The sequence below is a fragment of the Stenotrophomonas maltophilia group sp. RNC7 genome (assembly GCF_030910085.1).
Lineage (GTDB): Bacteria > Pseudomonadota > Gammaproteobacteria > Xanthomonadales > Xanthomonadaceae > Stenotrophomonas > Stenotrophomonas sepilia.
In genome coordinates, this window is record NZ_JAVFVN010000907.1 from 1 (window position 1) to 1,092 (window position 1,092).

The following is a 1,092-nucleotide window of genomic DNA, read 5'->3' on the forward strand; positions in this document are numbered from 1 at the left end:
TCCATATCGGCCAGAAGATAGCCCTTCGGCAGCGCGATGCGCAGCCCCTTCAGCGACAGGGCTCCAGGCAGGACCGGCGCTTCGCCCGCCATGATCGCGTCGGTCAGAATGGCGTCGGCGACGGTTCTGGTCAGCGGACCAACGGAATCGAGCGATGGCGCCAGCGGAAAAGCACCGTCCAGCGGAACGCGACGCGCCGTCGGCTTGAAGCCGACAAGGCCGTTCAGCGCCGCCGGAATGCGCACCGACCCGCCCGTGTCCGAGCCGATGGCGATTTCGCTGGTGCCTTCCGCCGCCGAAACGGCTGCGCCCGATGAGGAACCGCCCGGAATGCGCGTGGGGTCGATGGCGTTGCCCGGCTCGCCATAATGCGGATTGAGACCGACCGGCGTGAAGGCGAATTCCGTCATATGGGTCTTGCCGACGATGACCGCACCCGCCTCGCGCAGACGGCGTACAATCGCGGCATCTCTGGTCGCGGGGGCCGCATCACGGCGAATGACCGAACCGGCGAGCGTCGGTTCTCCGGCAACGTCGAAGAGGTCCTTGATCGAAACGATGCGCCCGTCGAGGGGGCCGACAGCGCGTCCGTCGCGCAGCCGCGCATCGGCGGCATCCGCCTCGGCACGCGCCTGCCGTGCATAAATCTTGCTGAAAACGCGCTCGTTGCCTGCCCGCGCTTCCAGCCGCGACAGGATGCTTTCCAGCCGATCCCGTACCGAATTCATGTGATTTCTCCCCACTTCCCCATCAGGCCTGTCAGGCTTGTTTGGGACACAGGCGATAGACCCGCCCCAATGGAGTGTCAATCCGGGAGATTGCTTCACTTGTTCAGCGGCTGCATCCGGGGACGATAGTCGTCGGCTCCCCAATGCAGGACAGCGCCGCCGCCGCGCTCCTTTTCGAGTTGCGGATTATAGTGCCGGTGGAGCGCGGCCAGGCCGACCTTGAGCAGCATCTTGGCCGAACGCGCGGGCCATTGCCGCTCGCGCTCCACGGTTTCAAGACCTTTCAGGAAGCAGCAGACGTCGACCAGAACGCCGTTCAGTTCCGGCCCGACCGCTTCCAGCGCCCGCTCGACCCGGATGCGGC

At 65.9% G+C, this 1,092-nt stretch carries 2 protein-coding genes; both read right to left on the reverse strand.

Going from position 1 to position 1,092, the window contains the following annotated elements; genetic code table 11:
- Positions 1 to 728 (reverse strand): amidase (locus tag RCF13_RS23425; RefSeq protein WP_308141580.1); only part of this gene is annotated, 728 nt, incomplete at its 3' end.
- A gap of 95 nt (positions 729 to 823) precedes the next feature.
- The coding region (locus RCF13_RS23430) for a DUF6456 domain-containing protein (RefSeq protein WP_308141581.1) at positions 824 to 1,092 on the reverse strand (269 nt) is incomplete at its 5' end.